The 18,294-nt window shown below is 66.5% G+C and carries 15 protein-coding genes; 6 read left to right on the top strand and 9 right to left on the bottom strand.

Annotated elements, in window-relative coordinates; genetic code table 11:
- Nucleotides 1-64: 64 nt before the first annotated feature.
- Genes FWJ24_RS12345 through FWJ24_RS12330 form a run of 4 tightly spaced genes read right to left on the bottom strand, consistent with a single transcriptional unit; the run spans nt 65 to nt 6,243 of the window.
- Nucleotides 65-1,681, bottom strand: a complete 1,617-nt coding sequence (locus FWJ24_RS12345; RefSeq protein WP_150288153.1) for a hypothetical protein — start codon at nt 1,679-1,681, stop codon at nt 65-67.
- Complete coding sequence (locus tag FWJ24_RS12340) at nt 1,678-2,703, bottom strand: polysaccharide pyruvyl transferase family protein (RefSeq protein ID WP_150288152.1); 1,026 nt, start codon at nt 2,701-2,703, stop codon at nt 1,678-1,680. The genes FWJ24_RS12345 and FWJ24_RS12340 overlap by 4 nt, the downstream gene beginning before the upstream one ends.
- A gap of 24 nt (nt 2,704-2,727) precedes the next feature.
- On the bottom strand, nt 2,728-3,702 hold the full coding sequence (locus tag FWJ24_RS12335) for a hypothetical protein (protein WP_150288151.1): 975 nt from the start codon (nt 3,700-3,702) through the stop codon (nt 2,728-2,730).
- Between the two features lie 12 nt (nt 3,703-3,714).
- Complete coding sequence (locus FWJ24_RS12330) at nt 3,715-6,243, bottom strand: glycosyltransferase family 4 protein (RefSeq protein ID WP_166443699.1); 2,529 nt, start codon at nt 6,241-6,243, stop codon at nt 3,715-3,717.
- A gap of 9 nt (nt 6,244-6,252) precedes the next feature.
- On the opposite strand from FWJ24_RS12330, the gene FWJ24_RS14650 reads away from it, so the two are divergent.
- Both FWJ24_RS14650 and FWJ24_RS12325 read left to right on the top strand, forming a co-directional pair.
- Entirely contained in the window at nt 6,253-6,537 is a 285-nt protein-coding gene (locus FWJ24_RS14650; protein WP_166443698.1) for a hypothetical protein, read from the top strand.
- A 202-nt stretch (nt 6,538-6,739) separates the two neighbouring features.
- Nucleotides 6,740-7,786, top strand: a complete 1,047-nt coding sequence (locus tag FWJ24_RS12325) for a polysaccharide pyruvyl transferase family protein (RefSeq protein ID WP_150288149.1) — start codon at nt 6,740-6,742, stop codon at nt 7,784-7,786.
- A 10-nt stretch (nt 7,787-7,796) separates the two neighbouring features.
- Here the strand turns inward: FWJ24_RS12325 and FWJ24_RS12320 are convergent, their stop codons facing one another.
- Entirely contained in the window at nt 7,797-8,585 is a 789-nt protein-coding gene (locus FWJ24_RS12320) for a hypothetical protein (protein WP_150288148.1), read from the bottom strand.
- Here FWJ24_RS12320 and FWJ24_RS12315 point away from each other — a divergent pair.
- Nucleotides 8,568-9,026 carry a hypothetical protein gene (locus tag FWJ24_RS12315; protein WP_150288147.1) on the top strand — a complete coding sequence of 153 codons (459 nt, stop codon included), beginning with the start codon at nt 8,568-8,570 and terminating at the stop codon, nt 9,024-9,026. The two genes, FWJ24_RS12320 and FWJ24_RS12315, sit on opposite strands and share 18 nt — an antisense overlap.
- A gap of 183 nt (nt 9,027-9,209) precedes the next feature.
- Nucleotides 9,210-10,889 carry a glycosyltransferase gene (locus tag FWJ24_RS12310; protein WP_150288146.1) on the top strand — a complete coding sequence of 560 codons (1,680 nt, stop codon included), beginning with the start codon at nt 9,210-9,212 and terminating at the stop codon, nt 10,887-10,889.
- Here FWJ24_RS12310 and FWJ24_RS12305 read toward each other — a convergent pair.
- The 4 genes from FWJ24_RS12305 to FWJ24_RS12290 form a co-directional block, all read right to left on the bottom strand.
- Nucleotides 10,865-11,734: an arabinofuranosidase catalytic domain-containing protein gene (locus tag FWJ24_RS12305; protein WP_150288145.1), complete on the bottom strand. Its 870-nt coding sequence runs from the start codon at nt 11,732-11,734 to the stop codon at nt 10,865-10,867. The two genes, FWJ24_RS12310 and FWJ24_RS12305, sit on opposite strands and share 25 nt — an antisense overlap.
- A gap of 15 nt (nt 11,735-11,749) precedes the next feature.
- Complete coding sequence (locus tag FWJ24_RS12300; protein WP_150288144.1) at nt 11,750-12,067, bottom strand: spike base protein, RCAP_Rcc01079 family; 318 nt, start codon at nt 12,065-12,067, stop codon at nt 11,750-11,752.
- Nucleotides 12,068-12,131: 64 nt separating this feature from the next.
- Complete coding sequence (locus FWJ24_RS12295; protein ID WP_150288143.1) at nt 12,132-13,466, bottom strand: HlyD family type I secretion periplasmic adaptor subunit; 1,335 nt, start codon at nt 13,464-13,466, stop codon at nt 12,132-12,134.
- A gap of 14 nt (nt 13,467-13,480) precedes the next feature.
- Nucleotides 13,481-15,229, bottom strand: a complete 1,749-nt coding sequence (locus FWJ24_RS12290; RefSeq protein ID WP_281291981.1) for a type I secretion system permease/ATPase — start codon at nt 15,227-15,229, stop codon at nt 13,481-13,483.
- A gap of 305 nt (nt 15,230-15,534) precedes the next feature.
- On the opposite strand from FWJ24_RS12290, the gene FWJ24_RS12285 reads away from it, so the two are divergent.
- Nucleotides 15,535-16,140: a class I SAM-dependent methyltransferase gene (locus FWJ24_RS12285; RefSeq protein WP_150288141.1), complete on the top strand. Its 606-nt coding sequence runs from the start codon at nt 15,535-15,537 to the stop codon at nt 16,138-16,140.
- A gap of 31 nt (nt 16,141-16,171) precedes the next feature.
- Nucleotides 16,172-18,025, top strand: a complete 1,854-nt coding sequence (locus FWJ24_RS12280) for a glycosyltransferase (protein WP_150288140.1) — start codon at nt 16,172-16,174, stop codon at nt 18,023-18,025.
- Nucleotides 18,026-18,294: the final 269 nt, after the last annotated feature.

Genomic DNA, 18,294 nt, shown 5'->3' with positions numbered 1-18,294 from the left:
AAATGGTTAAATTGCAAGATAAATATGCAACCGGAAATTTATCCGGCTGTGCGGCCGGTTGTTCTCAGACCCGGTAACGCCTGCACGAGGCGATCACGAGATCCTCAAGTTCGAGCGACTTGTGGATCTTCCCGCCTCCTTCGAGCCCGACGAAGCGGATATACCGTTCGATCTTGGAATCGTCATAAAGCGCGCGCGCATCCATATGCGCCGAAAGCCGCTCGATCGTCCCGACCAGGCAGGCCTGCCGCCAGGCGCCGACATGGGTGGCACAGCGGCCGCTGCGGAAAACATCGCGCAGGAACTTCACCCGATCCGCCATCGGATGGGCGTCGCTCAGTTCGGTCATGTCCGTGCCGTCATAGGGGCGACCGAGGAAGAGTTGGTAGGCGCGCTCGCGCAATTCGGCAGGCGGGCAATCATGCAGCCAGTCGAGGATCGCGATCCCGGTTTCGAGCCGCAGCCCGGCGTCGAAGGCGAGCCCTCCCTCTTCGCGCGCCAAGGTGAAGAGCGTGAAGAAATTCCGGAAACTGCGCTCGGCCATCAGCGCCGTCACGGCGCGGGCATGAGTATAGGTCCAGCGGATGAACCCTGCCCGCGAGGTGACGGCGGCCAGGGCATGGCAGGCCGCGGCAAGCGCGATCGCCGGGTCCGTCGCCGAAACCGGCTGCGGAACCAGGCCGCGCAGGCGATATTCCGCCGCCGCGATCCGGAACGGCGCGCCGGGGGCGCCCTCGTTGACATACCAGGCGAAACCCCATTCCGGCGCCGGCGGCGAAGCGGCGGTCAGGATGGCGGGGCGCGCCTCCTCCTGCCGCAGCGCGAGCCGGCCGGCAAGCCGGGGCGCCGGGAGAACAAGGGCGCGCATGCGCAGCGATGCGAGCGGCAGCGCCGCCGGACGGAAATCGTCGCCCGCGATCACGATATCCCAGTCCCGGGCCAGATGGTCGCGCCAGGCATCGCCGGCCTCGACGCCGATCACCCGGACGGGGCCGGCCCCGCCCTCCTCGGGGATATCCCGCGCGCCGGCCTCCCGGCCCTGCTGATCGGCCGCGACATGGATCTCGATGGCGCGGCCGGGCGCAAGGGCGCACCGGACCGCGCGCAGCGCCGATGATTGCCTGTCGAGATCGCGGCCGCAGAGCGCGATTCGCACCGGTCCGTCGCCGGCGAACAACGCCCGCAGATCGATCTCCGGCACGGCATCCTCATCGGGGACATGGCCCGTGAACCCGTCCATGCCGGCCGCACCGGCCCCGACGGCGATCCGGTGCACGGCAAGGTCCGCGCCGGCGAATTCCTGTTCGAACGCGATGGAATCCGCGTCCGGCTGCGCCGGGGCAAGCGACCAGAGCGCGCCGGATTGCACGGCGATCTGCGCCGCGCTCAGGGTGAGGAAGCCCGAAGCCGCGATGCCCCGCCAGAGCTGTGACGCTTCACCCGCGCGCGTCAGCACCGCGTTGCAGCGCGGCGAGAGCGAAGGATGCCACCCGCCGACCAGCTGGGCATGGCTGCGCGAGATCAGCACCGCACGGGTGCCGTCGACGATGCGGACAGGCAGGATGAAGGATGATCCGCACACCCGGGCGACATGGCCGTAGGCGCGGTCGAAATCGGCGCCGACGCCCCCGATCCCGGTGAAGGCGAGAAAGACCGGGGGCGGCAGGGACGCGTTGCTCATCGCTGCGCGCGGCCCGCGAGGAAGCGCTCGACCTGCGCGACAAATTCGGCGCCGGCCTGCGCGGCCTCGGCGGACAGCGCCGCGCCGCGCTCATTGACCAGCACGCGGGTCTCGGCGCTCTCCGCCACCTTCATGTATTCCCGGAAACGGTCCACCGTCAGCGAGAACGGGGCGATGGACAGATGGCCGAGCCCGTTTTCCTGGCACAGGAGCTGGGTCTTGCGCGTAAGACCGATATTGATGAAGGGAACTCCGGCCGCGATCGCGAAGACGAGGCCGTGGAACTTCATGCTCACGACGACGTCATAGCCCGCGACGAGCCGGGCGATCGCCATCGGGTCCTGCCCATGGCCGACGATCTCGAAGGATGCCCCGCGTTCCGAAGCCGAGATCAGCTCATAGGCGAAGATGATGTCGCGGTCGTTCTTGTCATCCGAGAAAGGAATCAGCTCGACCTTGTAGTATCGCGTCATCTCGTTGATCGCGATCGCCAGTTCCAGCTTCAGGAACTGGTTGTAGAAGAAGCGGCGGAGATCGCCGGTATTGGTCGCGAATTGGGATTCGTTGTTGGAAACGATGATCCCGAGGCGCTTCGGCGTATCGCCCCGAATGGAGCCGCGCGCCGCGAGCATCTGCTCCCTGAGCTGGAAGACGATATCCGGCGTGAAGAACGCGGCGACCCCCTTGGATTGCAGATAGGCGACATCCGAGGCGTTGCGCAGCCAGATGGCCGGGATCCGGTCCTTGAGGCGCACGACATGCTCGCGCTGCTCATGCGAGCCGAGCCCAACACCATAGCAGAAGAACGGCGTGTCCGCGGGAATCAGGCGAATATAATAATCAAGAAAAACATCGCCTCCGCCGAGGATAACAACATCGGCAGGCGGAATCTCCTTCAGGTTAGAGGCTTCCGTGATCCAGTATAGCTGGTCGTTCGGAAACAGGGAACGATGAACCGACTTGAAAGCCTCATCTCCACAATTTCCTCTGCCATACCATCCGACGAGGTGGATGACGGCCATCGCTTTCCCCTTGCCTGTTCTAGTTTAGAAAGTCGACAACGACTGTGCAGAGTTTTTTAACCAGTTCAAGAGCCCCTCCTCCCTTTCGCCGTTGAAGGCGAGCAGGATCTGGCCGGCATTGCGCTGGAACAGGACACGGAGAAACGCGTCGCCCTCCAAGGCCCTCAGCGCCCGCGCGACCTGTCGGGCATCGGAGGCGACGAACCCGTTGGCCTGATCGCGGATCTCGATATCGCGCGGCGCGCTATCCGCCGGCGGCGCCGGCCCCGCGAGGAAATGGATCACGCAGGCGCGGCGGGCCAGCGAATCCGCGAGCCGGAACCCCGGCATGGTGCGGGCGGGGCGGCCAACATGGATATGCAGCGGCGAAGCCTCGATGCGGCCGGACATGTCCTCGGTCAGCGCGATGGCGGCGTCGTCGAGATCGACGCATAGCGGCTCGAAACGCAACGCGGCCAGCTCGACCGTGAGCGCATCCGGATCCGGCAGCGCCTCGCGGTCATGGATCAGCAGCACCGCGATCCGGGAATCCCAAGGGGCCGCCAGCGGGCTCGCGGTGGCGGGAAGCTCCAGACGGGCGATGTCCCGCCCGGTAAAATCGAGGCAGAAGGCAACGCTTTCCTCGTCGAGCGCAACGATCTGCCGCGCCGAGCCCAGGGCATGCTGCGCCACGGCCAGCCCAGCGGGGCCGAGCCGATCCTGCATGGCCCGGACCTGCGACTCGAGTTCCGTCACCAGCAGCGCGAACCGATTGCCGCCCATCGCCGCGGCCGACATCAGATCGAGGCAGAAACGCGCCTCGTCGAGATGCCGGGCCGGCGGCGCGGCAAGGCCGGTGCGGAGCGCGTCATCCCCGGCATCGGTTTCCACGATCTCGATCGCGCCGAGCGCCTCGCTGGCCTGAAGCCGCAAGGCCGCCAGCCAGCGCTGAAGCGCCGGGCTGCAGGCGGCGCCACGCCGCGAGCGGTCATGAAAGAACTGGATCGGCGGCAGCAGCATTCCTCGTCCCCGTCAATCGCCGGCGATGGCGGCCAGCGACTCCGCCCGCGCGGAGGCGGCCTCCGGACGCTCGCCCTCGTCGAGCACCCAGGACAGCAGGATCACGTCGGCCGCGATCGATGTTTCCCGCCCGGCGCGGTCGTCGTAGATCGCGGCGGAAAGTTCAAGCGTGAAGCTGCCGGAACCGGTCCGGAAATCAGGCTGGACATCGATGGAAAGCTCGAAATCCGAATCCAGTTCCACCACGGGATCGCTCAGAACGGTGCCGTCGAGCGCCACGCGCAGCATGCAATAGGTGGCCCCGCTCATCACCTCCGAAGGGATGCAGCGCAACAGGAAACGCAGGCAGAGCTGCGAATCCACGAGCCCCGTCACCTGGAAGGTCAGCGCGCCGCGCCCATCGATGCAGCGGATCCCGCCGCGGCGATAGGCGACCCACCCCTCCGGGATCTGCCCGATCTGCGGCCGCTCCCCGTAAACGAACGGCTTGCCCGGCGCGGCCGCCGCGCCCATCAACGACACAGCGGGCGCGGGGGCAGGCGGACCGGAAGGCGGGGGCGCCACCGCGGGCATGGCCGCGGGAACCGCCGTCTCCAGCCGGACGGAATGGATGAAAAGCCCGAGATTCCGCTCGTCATGCCCGAGCCCCACATCGATCGGCCGCAGCGTCCGCCCGCAATCCAGGTCGAGCCTGAGAACATCGCGGGCGTTGTCATCCGCGAGGGAGAAGCGCAGCTCGACCGAACCGTCCGGCTTGTGTTCCCGGCGATCGGCCGGCCGGCCTCCAAGCCGGATCGTGACCTCGCGGGTGTCCTGGCTGGAATCGAGCCCGCTGTAATGGAGCACGAGATCATGCCCGTCCGCTGGCGCCATGCGGAAGACGATCGCCGCCTGCGCGCCGCCGCTCCAGACCCCGTCGCGTTCGGCATCGTGCCATTCGCCGATCAGGCAGGCCTGGGCATCCGCCTCGGCGTTCGAGAAGGCGATCGGGCGTCCTACCCCGACAACGGGCAGCACGGCCGCCCCCGGCATCTCCCGCATGGGAATCGTCGTCACGGCCCGGCGGATCGCCGCGCGCTCGAGCGTGGAGAGTGCGCGCTGCCCGAATTCCTCGCTGCCGAAGATCTCGAGCGCGACCTCGCGGATCGGGCGGCCTGCCTCGATCTGCCGCGCATAGGCATCCGCCTCCCCCTCGCCGGCGCAACGGCCGAGGATGACCGCGAAGAAGATCTTCGCCAGACGGCGCGGCTCGAGCAACGCGCAGAGTTCCAGCGTCCGCGGGCGCAGCAGCACGGCCGGAGACGCCCCCTCGCCCCGCCGGATGAATTGCCGGAGCCGGATCACCTGATTGACGATCAGATAAGCCTCGAGGCGGCCGACCTGCCGAATGAAATGGATCAGCTCGGCCTCGATCCGCGCCGCGCGATCAAGCCCGAACACCCCAACCTGGATGAAGAACGCCAGCTGTTCGACCGGCAGGTTGAGGAAGGTGACCAGACAGGGCCGCGCCTCGCCAGCGGCGATGGAGGCCGCAAGGATCTGCGGCACCGACAAGGCCGGCGCCTCCGCGACAGGCGCCGGCGCGGCCTTGCGGCCCTTGCGGCCGAGGCTCGCCTTCTCGCTCCGATCGGCGGCGGCTGCGCGGAGGAAGTCAAGCAGGCGGCGGACATAGACGTCCGAGGACATCGCCCGCGCATGCGCGATGCCGCGCGCCCCCATGGCGACCCGCTTCTCGGCATCGCGCGCGAGCCCCAGCATGGCCTCGCCGATCTGGCCGGCGGAGACCCCGACCGGGAGCTTCACGCCGCCGTCGTCCGGCAATTCGGCATAGCAGCCGCTGTCGAGCACGATGACCGGCTTGGCGCAGTTCAACTGCTCGACCAGCGAGCCGGAGGCCGATTCGGTGTTCGGGTAGCGGAGATTGAGAAAGACATCGGCCTCGCGCTTCAGCTCCTGCAGGCGCTCCATCGAGACGCCGAGTTCGAAGGTCACGATATCCTGAAGCTTGTGGAGATCGACGAGGCGCCGCAATTCGGAAAGATAGGCGCGGTCGCGCGGAAAGCCGGCGATGGTGAGCCGCCCGTTCCGCTTGAGTTCCGGCGTCTCGGCGAAGGCATCGAGCAGCAGATGCAGGCTCTTGCCCTGGGTGATGTGCCCGAAGGCCACGAAATGCGTCCGCAGGGCCGAGCGGGTGCGGGTCTGCCAGGCCGCGATCTCGGCCTCGGTAAGTCCGGGCTTCTGGTCGCAGGGCAGGCCCAGCCGGAGGGTCGGGGCCTGGGTGAAGCGCGCGATCTGCGTCCGCGCGAATTCCGAGTGCACGATGACGGCCTTGGCCCGGCCGAGGAAAAGCTCGAGCGCAGGCAGCCGCTGGACATGATCGGAATCCCAGGGCCCATAGATCGGCGGGCGAATCTGCGAACAGATCTTCGACGATTCGATGATCGAGAGCCCTTCTTCTCCGTATAGATTGACAACCATCTCCGCATACTTGAGCGGAGAACCAATCTGTTCGAAGATCTTCCAGGCAAGATAATGCTGCATGACCATATCATGCACAACGACGATACCGGGCATCGTCAGGCACATCTGGTTTATGAACCGATGATTTTCCTGATTGTTCCCGATATTGTAGATGATATGATCATAGCTCTTGCGGAAGAAATCCGCAGAAAATTCGGCGACATTGAATTGCCGCCCCGCGAAGGCATAGGCGCGGCCATTGACCTCACAGAAGAGATCGATCTGATCCTGGGAGCCGGCGGTCAGCGCTTGGCCCGTATCCAGAATGCACTTCGAAAAGGCACCAATATCGGTCGTCGGCCCGAAGGGACTTAGCCAAGCAATTTTCATAGCCGACTTCTCGAAAAGAAATACCCTTCGCGGCCAGCGAAGCTCAGGCCCCGTTTATAGTCGCTGATCTTGTCTCCGCAAGCCGGATATCTGTCCCGGCCGGTGCTTATCTCGCCAGGCGCGCGCAAAATGCGTTTGACAACATCATCCCGCATCGCAACAAGTCGTCGCGATATGGGAGAATGGCATGGCTTCGAAACGCAAGGTCGCGATTCTGGGATATTACGGCTATTGCAATGCCGGGGACGAAGCCTTCAAGGCCGTTTTCACGCGCGCCTTCAAGGATGCAGATATTGAATTCGTCCGCGCCATCGCCGAGCAGCAGGCCGGAACCCGCTATGTGCTCGGCGGCGGTGCGGTCATCAACAGCTTCTTCTTCGGCTCGATCAAGAAGCCGGTCCCGCTCCATCTGATCGGCTGCTCGCTGCCGCATGGCCCGAACGATTTCGAGATCCTGCGCCGCTATCCGGGCACGATCGAATCGCTCTATCTGCGCAGCCGCGATGATGTCGAGGCCGCCCGCAAGGAAGGGTTCGAGGCGACCTTCATCCCGGATATCGTGTTCTCGCTGGAGCCGCGCGGCCCTGCGGAGCTTGCGGCGCTGGTGGCCAGGGCCAGCGTTCCGCCCGTCGATTTCGGCAAGCGGAAGAAGACCATCTTCGTTTTTCTCTCGGATGATTACCACATCATCTACGGCGAGAAGATGGAGCGCTTCGTCGAGATCGAGAATCTCAAGACGGCCCTGGCGGCGGCTCTCGATGCACTCTGCGAGAAATTCGACATCGTGATGCCCTCGCTCAGCGTCGGCCACAGCGCGCGGGATTACGTGTTCGCGGCGAGCGTCGTCCGCCGCATGAAGCACCGGACCCGCGTGGCGATCATCGAACCCTATATCGATCCCGAGACCATCATCGACACGATCGCCGCGACGGACAGCCTGGTGATCAGCATGAAATATCACGGGCTGGTCTTTGGCCTGCTCAACAAGCGCTTCGTCATCAATATCGGCTCGACGCGCAAGAACCTCAACCTGATGGCGGATGCCGGGCTCGACGGCCTCACATTGCGCCAGAATGGCCTGACGGAGCGGATGATCATCGATGCGGTGGAAAAGCACACCACGCCGCGTCTGACCCAGGCGATCGCGACGGTTGCGGAGGAATGGCGCGCCGAATCCCGCGCAAAACTCGCCGCGATCCATGCCGGCTTCGTCGGCACGAAAATCCGGGCGTAGCGCCGCCCCGTCAGAGGGCCGGACGGAGCAGGTGCCAGTGGAAAGGCACGCCGTCGCGCCTGAAGAGGCCGTATTCCTTCCCGGCGGCCCGGCTCTCGAAGCCCTGCCAGAAGAAGATGGCGCGCACGCCCCCCGCCCGCGCGTCGGCAATGGCCTTGCGATACAATTCGCCGAGTTTCTCCTCGCTTCGACCCTGGCTGCTGAAGCCGAGTTCGCCCAGGATGATCGCCGCCGTCCCGCAATGCGCGCGAATGGTCGCCAGATCCTCGCGGAACGAATAACCGTTGTTGAAGCTCGAATACGCGGAATAGCTGCAAAGATCGGGCTTCACCTGCGGCACGATGTCGAACAAGGTCTGCGGAAGATCGAGACCGATCCGCTGCTCGAAATCGCTCATCCTATGAACGGTGTTGAACTCGACCGCGTGGAGCAGCCGGTTCTCCAGGCCGTGCGCCGCGCGGAACGCCTCGATTTCGCGCTGCCGCCCGCGATACCATCGGATGAGCGCATCGCGGCGCGCATCCAGCCGGCCTGATCGACCGGCGCCGGTTTCCCCCAAGCAGGACGTCCTGAACTGCGCGTCCTGGAGGAAGCGCGCGGTGGCGCCGCAATAGATCGAATGATCACCCTCACGGTTTGCAATGATGATCGTTTTTCCGGGCTGATCCTTGAGGATCGGCAGCAGGGCGGCGAGGAACCGCCTGAACTCGCGCAGGCTGGCGGCCTCGTGCTGCGCAAGCTGCGCGGGGTCGGCCATTTTCCAGCCGCTCAGGGCAACTTCATGCAGCGTGATCGCCACGACCGAGAAGGCGGGATTGGCGATTGCCTTGCGGAACCCGGGATCGGCGAGAAAGCAATCCGTCTCCGGCGAGGCCCCGCATCGGCGGGTATCGATGCCGAAGCCCTTCAATTGCTGGCGATTGACGATCAGGCGGATGCCGCGCAGACCATTCTCGGCGAGGATTTCAGCGGCGCGCGCGACGGCGCCCGAGCCGCGCTCGGCCTGCGCTTCCGGCAGCCCGTCCCAGATATAGGCGCCGGCGACCATGCCGCTCCATGCGGGCTGCATCGGCTCGGCGAGGACCGTCCGGCATGGCCCGAGCCCGGATGCCATCGCGAGCAAAAATCCCAGAACCCGCCCCATCCGGGCCGCGCCATTGTTTCCGGAAAGACGCATCTCAATCTCCTGCCATGCCCGTTGGCTGGGCCGATCCGCCTGATCGTCGTCCTTAGAACATGACCACAGTACGGCCCTGCCCGGCTTTTTGCGTTGGACGCCGCCCGCAGCCGTCGCTAAACGAAAAGACATTCATTCGGAGCCGCATCCGTGCGTGCATGCAGTGTGGATCGCGCCTTGCTTCAAGACCAGTCCGCCCCGCTTCGACCAGACCCCGTCGATATAATCCGCGCCGATCAGACCCTGATGACGGTTTTCGCGCTGCATCATGCGCTGAAGCCACTCGCGGACAATCTCGATGAGGATCGTGCGGCGAAATTCCTGCTCTGGTTCGCCGTCGAGGGGCGGCATCGGTTCCAGAAGACGGTGTTCTCTCCTACCTATCTGACCTTCCTTGCAGCCCCAGCGCCGCCTTTCGTGACACGGCTCGCCGCCTATGTCGCATTGATCAGGCCGGAAGCACAGGGCCTGATCGGGGATCCGGACCGGTTCCATGCCTGGTATTATCTGGTCGCCGTGCCCGAACTCCGGCTCGGACCGCTGCTGACGCCGCCCGAACGCGCGCGCCTCGGGGAACTGCACCCGGATTATGCCCGCCTGCCGATCCCGCTGACGCGGCTCGGCGTCTATCACCATCTCAACGAAGCGGAAGGGCCGGACAAGCCGGACATCGCCACCGATCGCGGCCGCATCGCCTGGCTCCGGATCCTGGCGGCGCGGCAGGCCGAAGCCCCTTCCTCCCTCGGCCGGACGGCGCCGCTCCGTCACGATCCCGCGATGCCGGGGGTCAATGTCGTCGGCTTCGCCGAAGGCATCTTCGGCATCGGCGAGGACAGCCGCGCGCTCGTCCAGGCGCTCGAACGGGCGGGGGCGCCCTGCACCGTGGTCAAGGTCGATATCTCGGACAAGATCGGCTCCAGCGCACCTTCCGGGCTTAACCATCTCTATTCCGACCGGCCGCTCTACCCGATCAGCATCTTCGCGATGACGGCGTTCGAAACGGCGCGCCTCGCGGTCGAGCAGGGGCCGAACCTGTTCGCAGGCCGCTACCGGATCGGCTATTGGCCCTGGGAGCTGACCAGCCTGCCGCCGGAATGGCGCGGGGTATTCGATCTCGTCGACGAGATCTGGGTGCCGAGCCAGTTCCTGCACGAGGTCTATTCCCGGCTCACGGACAAGCCGATCTATTTCATGCCCTTCTACCTCAACCCGCCGCGCGTCGAGCCGTTCGACCGGGAAACACTTGGAATCGGGCGTGATGATTTCGTCTGCCTCACGATGTTCGATTTCAACTCCTTCATCGCCCGGAAGAACCCCGACGCGGCTATGGATGCGTTCCAGGCCGCCTTCCCCGCACGGGACGGGCGGGAGATCCTGATCATCAAGACCATCAATTCCCACGCCCATCCGGAGGCGCTGGCGGCGCTGGAGGCGAGAGTTGCGGCGGATCCGCGCTTCGTGCTGCTCGATGGCGCGATGAGCCGGGCGGAAGTCTGCGGGCTGGTCGCGGCGGCGGATTGCTTCGTGTCGCTTCACCGTGCGGAAGGGTTCGGGCGAGTGATCGCCGAGGCGATGCTGCTCGAAACAATCGTGGTGGCGACCAACTGGTCCGGCAACACCGATTATCTTGACGAGACCAACGGCTACCCCGTCGATTTCAAGCTGCTCCCCGTCCAGCCGGGCCAATATCCCTTTGCCGAAGGCTCGCTCTGGGCGGAGCCTTCGCTTCAGGACGCTGCGGCGCGGCTGCGCATGGCCCGGGACAATCGCAGCGCCGATTCCGGGCGTCGCGACCGGGCGCGGGCGCTGATGGAAGCCCGCTACGGGCTCGATCCGGTCGCAAACCAGATCTGGCGGCGCCTGTCGGAGATCGCCGGCCTGCGCCGGCCGGAGGCTGCCGATCAGCCCAGCGCGATCCCGAAATAGCCGGCCGCGCTCGATTCCATCAGCCCGATCTGGCCCGCATCGAGCGCCTGCCCCCAGAGGATCAGCTCCCGGTGGACATGGAAGCCGGCGGCGGTTCCGGCGCCGTTCTGATTGAGCATGAAGGCATTGTCGGTGGCGCCGATTGCCTGCGCGGCATAACCCGAGGCGGCGGAGCCGTTCGCGCGGGTCTGGAAGCCGGATGCATCGGCGCTGGCGGTCTTGGTGAACACGATGAGATTGCCCGAGGCATTGAGGGTCTGCGTCGGCGTCGCCGCAAGCTGGCTGGAACCTCGCACCGCCAGCGTCCGGTTGCCCGGCGCGGTTCCGAGCCAGATGCGGTTGCCGCTGGTGGAGCCGAGCGCCCAGATCGTCCCCAGAAACGAGGCGCCGGGCTCGGTCGCGCCGAGGACGGAGGCGATGGTCGCGGCGCTCGCATGCAGCGCGAAGGCGGAATCGGTGCGGGAAAGGCGCTGGAGTGTCCCGGCATCCGGCCGGATGCCGCCGAGATAGGCCCCGGCGAGCACCAGCTTCGGCTGGTTGGCCGCCACGCTCTGGGCGAGGTTGCGGGCGTTGCCGCTCTGGTCGTACCAGGTCGTCACGAAGCCGTCGCCGGCGCCCACGAAGCCGAGGAGCGCGCTGATATCGAGCGCCTGTCCCGCAAAGCCGATATCGAGTTCGGCATTGTCGGAGGACCGCCGGACGCGAAGGCAGGCCCCGGAATAATTGCTGTCGAGACGGCGGACGGAATAGGCGCCGAGCGGCACGACGCCGATCCGGTCCAGCACCCCCTGCCAGCGTCGGCGGGCGCTGCGGGGCGAAAATCCGAAGCGGAGATCAAGGGCCATGCCGCGCGCTCCCGCTCAGGCCGTGTAGCCGTGGATTTCGATCCCGGCGCTCGTTCCCGTGCTCCAGAGACGGCGGATCGCCAGGGGCTCGTGGCTGACACCGGACGGAAAGCGCAGGGTGACGGTGTTGGCGTCATCGGCAGCGAGCATCGGGGTTACGCGCACCGTCGCCTCCTCCGTCGACGCCGGCACGAACACCCGCAGGGCCTTGCAATAGGGATTGGTGTCGGCTGAATCGGACGGCGTCAGGCGCTGGACGTCCACCGCAGGCTCTCCCATCGCCCGAAGCTGGGTGGCGAAGGGATTCTTGTTCGTCTCGTAGGAATTCGGCATGACGGCGCTCCGGAAGAATGGCGGATGCGCCGAGTATAGGTGCTGCGCCGGCGGCGGGGATTACTCAGCGCTCGCGCATGCTCGTCCAGAAGCGCTCGGTGATCGGCTTGAGCAGGTAGCTCATCACCGTGCGCTCGCCGGTCGTGATGACGATATCGGCCGAGAGACCCGCGCTCAGCCGTTCGCTGATTTCCTTCGGCACGGTCTCCTTGTTCACCGTGACATCGGCCGCGAAATAGACGTCTTTCCCGCCATTCTCGACGATGCGGTCGCGCGACATCGCCGTGACCGTGCCGCGGATGACCTGGCTCCCCCAATAGCTGAAGCCGGGGAAGCGGATTTCCGCATTCAGGCCGGTCGCGACGCGATCGGCGTCGTTGGGGCTGACCTTGGCGCGGATCACGAGGTCGTCGTTCTCCGGCACGAGATCGAGGATGGGATCGCCGGGGCGGATCACGCCGCCGACCGTGAAGATGCGCAATTGCTGCACGACCCCGGCGATGGGGGCGCGGATCTCGGAGCGGCGCTGGAGATCCGCCGTCAGCAGCAATTGCTGACGCACGTCGGAAAGCTGCTTGCGGATATCGACGAGCTGCGCCGAGGCCTCCTGTTTGTAATCCTGCAGAACCTGCTGAAGGCGCAGCAGAAACTCGTTCAGCTTGTCCTGGAGCCGGGTCGTCTGGATCTCGCCATTGTTGATGATGCCGGTCAGGCGCAGCTTCTCGCGTTCGAGCGGTGCGATCCGCGTCGTCGGCACGAGCTGGCGCCGGAACAGCGGCATCAGCGCCTCGAGTTCGGCATTGACCTGGTCGAGCGTGGCGCGCGCGGTCGCGATATCGCTCTTCGCCTGCTCGATCTCCTTGCGGGTCTGCTCGATCTGCGCCTCGGCGATGCCGCTGTTGCGCAGCACGGCAGCGCGGCGGCTCTCGAACAGGCGCTTCTGGTCGGCGATAACCGGGGCAACCGAGGGTTCGCTTGCGCGGCGCAGCACCTCGGGCGGCAGTTCGAGCTGCTCCTTCAACTCGAACTCGGCCAGAAGCCGCGCCTCCTGGGCCTGGAGGATCGCGAGTTGGTTGGCATAGAGATCGCCCTGGGTGTCAAGACGCGTCGGGTCGAGCCGTATCAGGACCTGGTTGGCGGTGACACGCATCCCGTCCCGGACCAGGATTTCCTGGACGATCCCGCCCTCGAGATGCTGGATGGTCTTGCGGTTGGTTTCGGTTGAGACCACGCCGGCAGCGATCGCCGCGCCGTCAAGCCGCGCGATGCTCGCCCAGAGCAGGAAGGTCCCGAACCCGCCGAACGCAACCATATTACCGATGCGCAGCATGCCGCGCCAATCCGTCGAGGGGACGGGAACATGGGTCTGGTCGAGCGTCGGATTGTCGGTCGAGGCCATCGCGGTCTCCTTCGCTATTCGGCCGCGGAGCTGACGCTGCCGGCGACCCCGCCGCGCGCATCCGTCAATTCCTTGGGGCGCGAGGGTGACAGCCGGTTCATCACCTGCTCGCGCGGGCCGAAAGCCTGGACGGTGCCGTTGTTCATCACCAGAACCTGATCGCAATAGGCGAGCATGTTCATGCGGTGGGTGATCAGGACGATGATCGAGCCGGTATTCTTCAGCTTGGTCAGGGTGGCGACCAGCATTTGCTCCCCGGCCGCGTCGAGATTCGAATTCGGCTCGTCGAGAACAAGCAGGCGCGGCTCGCCGTAGATCGCCCGCGCCAGCGCGATCCGTTGGCATTGCCCGCTCGAAAGCGCGATCCCGTCGGGCCCCATCCTTGTGTTGAACCCGTCGGGCAGCTTGGCGATGATGTCCTGGACGCCCGCGGTCCGCACGGCGTCGATGAGTTGGCGCACCGTTTCGGGCGTCCGCGGCTGGAACCGCGCGATATTCTCGCCGATCGTGCCCGGCAGCATTTCGACGTCCTGCGCGACATAGCCGATATGGCGCCCGAGCTTGTCCTGATCCCAATGGGACAATTCGTGACCGTCGAGTGTGATCGAGCCGCGCCGCACCGGCCAGGCGCCGACCAGGACGCGCGCGAGGGTCGATTTGCCGGCGCCGCTGGCGCCGACGACAGCGAGGATCTGGCCGGGCGCCAGCGAGAACGAGACATCGGTCAGCGTCATCGCATCGCGGTTGCGGGGCGCGGCGGAGACACGGGACACCACCAGCGGACCCGCCGGAACCGGCAGTTCCACCCTGTCCTGCTTCTTCGCGGCCTCGCGCAGGATGGCGTCCAGCCGGTCGCCGGACAGCGCGACCCCCCACAGCGTCCGCCATGAATTGGCGATGGCGCTGACGGGCGCCACGGCGCGGCCGGCCAGGATCATCGCCGCGAACATCGCGCCGGGCCCGGCCAGCTCCGCCAGGAACAGCAGCGCGCCGACGGTGACGACGATCGGCCCCTGCAGATGCCGGATGAACACCAGGATCCGGTTGAACGGGTCGGCTTGGCGGGTAGCGCCGTATTGCCAGCCGATCGCGTCGCGCTGGACGCGGCGCCAGCGCTCCACCAGATCCGGCAGCATGCCGAGCGGCCGAACCGCCTCCGCACTGCGCATCACCGCGCGCCCGAATTCGGCGGCATTCGCGGAGGCCTCGATCGAGCGGCGCATGTCGTCCCGCGACCGGATCTGGCTCATGACCGCCAGAAAACCGATCAGCAGCACGAGCGCCAGCATCAACAGGCCCAGATAGGGGTGGAACAGAAACCCGGCGAGGATCACCAGCGGAACGAAGGCGAGGTCCATCAGACTTGCGATCAGCGTGCCGCCGAGGAAATCCCGGATCGTGTTGAGATCCTGGAGCAGCGTGGCGCGCGCGGCCGCGGAGAGCGTATCCGTCTGACGGTTGAGCGAATCGAAGACGCGCTCCGAGACCCTTTCGTCGAACGCATAAGCCACGCGCTGGAGCGTCTTGATCCGGATCAGGTCGAGCGCCGTCCAGATGATGGTGAGGAAGACCACGATCGCCGCAAGCGCCGTCAGCGTCGACAGATTGCGGCTCTGCATCACGCGTTCGAAAATCTGGTGCATGTAGAGCGAGGGCACCAGGAACAGCAGCGCGATGATGCCGGAAAAAAACATCAAGCCGGAAAACGCTGGGATGAACGGGCGAAGTTCAATCCAGAGGAAGTGATCGCGCTTGAGATTCATCAGGATATGCAGTGTACTTTCTGCTGGAAATCGGTGCTTCGGCACCGCTTGTTCCGGGGCAATGCAAGCCCGAACCGCCACATCCTCCATTTAACATAAGCACAAGCCGCTTTCAAACCCGGCCGGTTTTGGCTAGACCGGGGCCATGGCAAATTTGCGGCCCGCGCCAGCCATGCCCCTCCCCGCGGGTCCCGGGGACCGCGCCTTCTCCTTGCACTGGTTCGGACATGCAGATCGGATCGAAAGTCAGGCTCTCGGCGCCGGCGCACCGGCAGGTCCCCAGCCCGGAAGCGCACGCCCCGCGCATGCGTTCCGTGCTGCATATCGGCTCCGGGCCGCGCGGCATCCACCGCCTGCACCCGATCTTCCAGGCGGGGTGGCGGGAGGTGCGGCTCGATCTCGACCCTTCCGTCGAGCCCGACATCGTCTGTTCCACCGCCGACATGCGGGCGCATGTCGCGAGCGAGACGTTCGATGCGGTCTGGTCGTCGCATAATATCGAGCATCTCTACGATCACGAGGTGCCGCGCGCTTTCGCCGAGATTGTCCGCGTCCTGAAGCCGGACGGCTTCTTCCTCGTCCGCTGCCCGGACCTCGAGACCGTCCTCGAGGCCGCCCTTCGTGATGGGCTGGAATCGACGGCCTATGTCTCCCCCGCCGGGCCGATCACGCCGCTCGACATGCTGTTCGGTCATCGCGCCTCCGTGGCCCGCGGCAACGCGTTCATGGCGCACCGGACCGGTTTTACCGATATCCGGCTCGGGCGGCTGCTGCTCGAGGCCGGTTTCGCGCATGTCAGCACCAAGCGGGCGTCCGGGTTTGATCTCTGGGCGGCCGCGATGATGCCGCAGGCGAATGTCCAGGAATGTCTGACAACCCTGGCGATGACGGGGCTGTCCTTCACGGAATGAGGCGGCCCGGAGCCGGCCGCGGCGAGGTGTCATGACGCTTCTCGAACGCGTTCGCAACGGGCTCTCCCTGACGCGCGACGAACATGTGGCCTCCCTGCTCGACATCGCGCGGAAGGCGCTGCTCGCGGGCGACGCGCCGGCCGCCTGGCTGGCGGCCGACCGGCTGAACCGCATCACGGGGCCGGCCGAAGCCATCCCCTTGCTCCTGCGCTCGGCAGCTTGCGCCCTGCTCGGCGATCCGGCCGGGGCCGATGCCGACCTGCGGGCCGCCTTCCACCGCAACCCGGAACAGCCGGATGTGCTGGCCGCGGCGCTGGGGCATGACGACCCCGCCCTGCGGCAGGCGGCGGCGCGGCGTGCGCTCGGCTATGCTGATCTCCGCGAGCGGGCGGTTCGCGAATTCGCGCAAGGGGGCGCTGCGACCACCGTCATTCTGGCGGCGCATCCGGAAGGAATCGCGATCGACGCCTTCTGGCAAGGCGACGCGCCGCTGGAACTCGCCTGGCGGAGCGAGACGCGCGCCGGAAAGCTGGCCCTGCGGCCGCGCGGCGCGGCTTCCTGCGGATACAGCCAGCGAGCGCGCGCCGTCATCCCCTGGCCCGGCGACGATATCGGCTTCGCGCTTGCGGCGCCGGATGCGCGGGCCGTCATCGCGCCGCCGGTCCTGAACCGGGCCTTCGCGCCGCCCGAAAACCGCCGCGGCGCCGGCACGGGGCCGCCCGGCCTGCTGATCATCGTGCCGGTCTATGGCGACGCGGAAGCCACGAGACGGTGCCTCGACTGGCTCCAGGCCGCGATCCGGCGCGGCGATGGCCGCAGGATCGTCGTGGTGGAGGATGCGAGCCCCTCTCCCGAGATCGTCGCGCTGACGGAAACGCTTGCGCGCGCGGGGCGGATCCGTCTGCTGCGCCAGCCCATCAATCTCGGCTTCGCGGCCGCCGTAAACCGGGCGCTGGCGCTGCGGGAGGCCGGCGAGGACGCGCTGATCGTCAACGCCGATGCCTATGTGCCCGCGGCGGCGATCGACACCCTGCGGGCGGCGGCGCATGCCGCGCCGGATATCGGCACGGCGGTGCCGTTCTCGAATAACGGCGAGGATGTCAGCATTCCGCGGCGCTTCCGGGTCAATCCGCTGCCGTCGGAGGAGGAGATCGTGCGGATCGATCGTGTCGCCCGTGCGGTGAATGGCGGCGAGGTGATCGAGATCCCGAACGGGATCGGGTTCTGCCTTTATGTCCGTGCCGAACTGCTCGACGCGATCGGCGGTTTTTCCGGCGCGTATGAGCGCGGATATTTCGAGGATGTCGATTTCTGCCTGCGCGCGCGAAAGGCCGGGTTCCGCAATGTCTGCGCCACGGGCGCCTATGTCGGGCATAGCGGCGCGCTGTCGTTCGGCGGCGACAAGGGGGCGCTCGTGCGCCGGAACCTGGCGCGGATCCACGCGGCGTTTCCCGGATACCGGGCGGAATCGGATGCCTTCTTTGCCGCCGATCCCTTGGCGGCGGCGGCACGGCGGATCGCCGAGGCATGGGGCGCGGAAGGCGGGGGCGCCGAATGGCGCGCCGGAGCATCGCCCATGACGCCGCAGGCGGCGGGGCCCGCAGCCCCGCATCCGGTCGCGGCCGGCGCCAGCCCGTCGACCGGGTTCACGGGGCTCGAGGATGCGGCGGCGCTCCGGCCCGGCGGGTTCGGGCCGGCGGAGCGGGAAGGCATCGCCCGCACGGCGCGCCTGCGCGCGGCCGAGGGGCGCGCGCTCGTCGTGCTGGGCGGGGGCGAGGCCGATCTCGCCCTGCTGGAAAGCCCCAATCTGTGGCTGACCGGCCCGATCGACGACAGCGAGATCCCGGATTGGCTCGCACGCTGGAGCATCCGGGAAGTCTTCTAGCCGTGTCTACGTATAGTTGAACCACTCACGGCAGGACCGCGCCGGAACTTATGCGAGGCGTGGAATTCGACGGAAGGCCGACATAATCCCGTATGACGGAACGGAATGTGAGCAATTTTTCGTAATTACTCTTGGAAAGGGCGTGACCTGCCACTGAGATTTTCCTCCACATGGAGTTAGAGTCCGGCCCTGCTGAGGACGGACTGATGAAGCGAGCAAGATTCACGGAAGAGCAGATCATTGCGGTCTTGAAGGAGCACGAGGCCGGC

It is taken from the genome of Rhabdaerophilum calidifontis, assembly GCF_008641065.1.
GTDB classification, from domain to species: Bacteria; Pseudomonadota; Alphaproteobacteria; order Rhizobiales; family Beijerinckiaceae; genus Rhabdaerophilum; species Rhabdaerophilum calidifontis.
This window is presented reverse-complemented; position numbering and strand designations above follow the sequence as displayed.